Annotated in this window: 3 protein-coding genes; 1 reads left to right on the top strand and 2 read right to left on the bottom strand. The window is 66.3% G+C overall.

Annotation, left to right across the window (positions count from 1 at the left end; translation table 11 throughout):
• The coding region (locus tag VJ811_RS10585) for an alkaline phosphatase D family protein (protein WP_324072237.1) at positions 1 to 564 on the bottom strand (564 nt) is incomplete at its 3' end.
• Positions 565 to 621: 57 nt separating this feature from the next.
• Positions 622 to 1,746 (bottom strand): DUF3667 domain-containing protein, encoded by a 1,125-nt coding sequence (locus tag VJ811_RS10590; RefSeq protein ID WP_324072238.1) that lies wholly within the window; start codon positions 1,744 to 1,746, stop codon positions 622 to 624.
• A gap of 79 nt (positions 1,747 to 1,825) precedes the next feature.
• Between VJ811_RS10590 and VJ811_RS10595 the strand changes: the two genes are divergently transcribed.
• Positions 1,826 to 2,665 (top strand): glutamate-5-semialdehyde dehydrogenase (locus VJ811_RS10595; RefSeq protein WP_324072239.1); only part of this gene is annotated, 840 nt, incomplete at its 3' end.

The following is a 2,665-nucleotide window of genomic DNA, read 5'->3' on the forward strand; positions in this document are numbered from 1 at the left end:
CAGCGCCTGCTTCGCCGAGGGATAGTCGCCGGCCTTATATTCGTAGAGATAGTCACCGACATGCGCGACAAGGTCGATGTCGCCGCGCGCCGCGGCGTGGCCATAGGCATTGAACCAGCCGAACGGCATGTTCGAGCAGGAGAAGAGCGCCAGATTGAACACCTTGGTCGAGCCCTGCGGCAAGGTGCGCGTGCGGCCGGTCACCGACCGGGTGCCATCGGGCGCGATGAAGCGATAATGATACCAGCGGCCGGGCTCCAAGCCCTCGACGACCAGCTTTGCGGTATGATCGCGCTCGCCCGCCGCGACGACGCTGCCGCCCGCAACGACCTTCGAGAAATCCTCGCTTTCCGACACTTCGGCGGTCAGCGTCGCGTCGCTCGCCGCGGCGTAGCGCGTCCACAGCAGCACGGAATGGGGACCCGGCTCGCCGCTCGCGACGCCATGGGTGAAACCCTGCGCCATCATCGCGCGCGCCGCGCCCGGTAACGACAGCGCCGCCAGCCCGACGGTGCCAAGCTTGATCAGATGACGCCGGTCGATCTCGCCCCAATGATGATGCATCGCGAATCTCCTCTTCATTGGCCGGGTCTTTGCCCCGCCTTTGTGACGATTCGGGTGTTAGCCCAGCACCCCGAGAGCGAGCAGCAGCAGCATGAACATGATGACCGCATACAGGCTGAAAAAGAGAAGCAAGGTCGCACGAATAAGGGCGCCAAACCGCGACGAACGATAGGCGCCGCGCAGCTGCCGATACATATGGAAGGGCACAAAAAGCATCGCGAACGCCGTCGCGACATCGCCGAATATCGTCAGGTTGAGCAGGCGCACGGCAACGAACAAAAGCAGCATGAAGCTGATCGAATAGGTCACGAAGACGAAATGGTCGTAGGTGTGGAAGCGGCGGCTGAACGGGAAAAGCAGCCACATGAAGGGCAGCGACAAGGGGATCAGCGCCCAGGCGAATTTATAGGCGTTCGCCTGTAATTTATAGAGCACGAGCGCAGGGTTCGCGAGCGCCTTTTCGAGGCCGTGGTCGACGAACGGGACCCCCGAATTGACCTTGGTGCGCGACAGGAACTGGACGCTCGTCATCACCTGCTCGCCGGGGTCGTCGAGCACGGGCGGCCCTTTCGCCTGCTCTTCCTTGCTGAGCTTGCGCGCGACGCCCAGATAATCGGCGCTTTTCTGAAGCGCCTCGCGCTCCTCGACGAGCAGCTGCCGCTCGGCGACCGGCACATCCTTGCCCGCAAGGCGCGCATCCACACGATCGACTTCCTTCTGGAAGCTTTCTATGAGCGCGTTCGATCGCGTCTGTTCGGCCGCCGCCTTCGATATCTCCGCGCCGAACCCCTCGCCGCTGCCGACGATCGCGAGCACCGCATAGGTCAGGAACACCGCGAACAGGAACAAGGCGAGCGGCGAGATGAAGCGCGCGCGTTCGCCATGGATATAGCGCCGCGTCAGGTCGCCCGGCCGCCAGCTGAGCAAAGGCAGCGTATTCCAGATCTTGCCTTCGAAATGGAAGATCGCGTGGACCAGATCGTGTCCGATCGCGCCAAAGCTGCGATGCACGTCGGCGCGCTGCCCGCAATAATGGCAATGCGATCCCGCGAGGCCGGTGCCGCAGTTGAGGCAGCGCGCGGGCGCATGACCGTTCGCCGTGCCGCCATGACGCGGTTCGACCGCATGCCCTGCCAACCCGGCGGTCACCGCCGCCCCGATGCCTTCGATGTCCCCGCTCATGGCGCCCTGCCTAAAGGCGCGCGGGGCATGGCGCAACGGGACTTTCGGGGGTCACGTAAAACGTGATAGTGGCAGCGCCATGAATGCCGAAGCCCTCACCGCCCCGCCGATGCCCGGCGATGCCGCCGCCCTGATCGCCGACATGGGCGCGCGCGCGCGCGCCGCTTCGAAAGTGCTCGCGCTGGCGCCGACGGCGGACAAGTCGGCGGGACTGGTTGCGGCGGCGGCGCAGATTCGCGCGCGGGCGGCGGATATTCTTACCGCCAATGCCGAGGACATGGCCGCGGGACGGAAGAACGGGCTGTCGGGCGCGATGCTCGACCGGCTGCGGCTCGACGCGGGTCGGCTTGCCGCGATCGCCGACGCGATCGACGATGTTGCGGCGCTGCCCGATCCGTCGGGCGCTGAAATCGACCGCGTGACGCGGCCGAACGGCTTGGTGCTGAGCCGCGTGCGGGTGCCGCTCGGCGTCGTCGGCATCATCTATGAAAGCCGGCCGAATGTGACCGCCGACGCCGCGGCGCTGGGGCTGATGTCGGGCAATGCAGTAATCCTGCGCGGCGGCAGCGAGGCTGCGCGGTCGAACCGTGCGATCCACGCAGCGTTCGCCGCGGGTCTGGTCGAGGCGGGGCTGCCCGCCGATGCGGCGCAGCTCGTACCGACGCAGGACCGCGCCGCGGTCGGCGCGATGCTGCGCGCGCAGGGGCTGATCGACATCATCATCCCGCGCGGCGGCAAGGGACTCGTCGCACGCGTGCAGGACGAGGCGCGCGTGCCAGTGCTCGCGCATCTCGACGGCATCAATCATCTCTATATCGACGGGGCCGCCGACCCGGCGAAAGCGGTCGAGCTGGCAGTCAATGCCAAGATGCGCCGCACCGGCGTGTGCGGCGCAACCGAGACGATCCTGATCGACCGC

Source organism: Sphingopyxis sp. (assembly GCF_035250425.1).
Classification (GTDB): domain Bacteria; phylum Pseudomonadota; class Alphaproteobacteria; order Sphingomonadales; family Sphingomonadaceae; genus Sphingopyxis.

Coding starts and splice junctions, on each gene's coding strand:
- VJ811_RS10590 (WP_324072238.1), bottom strand. CDS start 1,746: ATGAGCGGGGACATCGAAGGCATCGGGGCGGCGGTGACCGCCGGGTTG.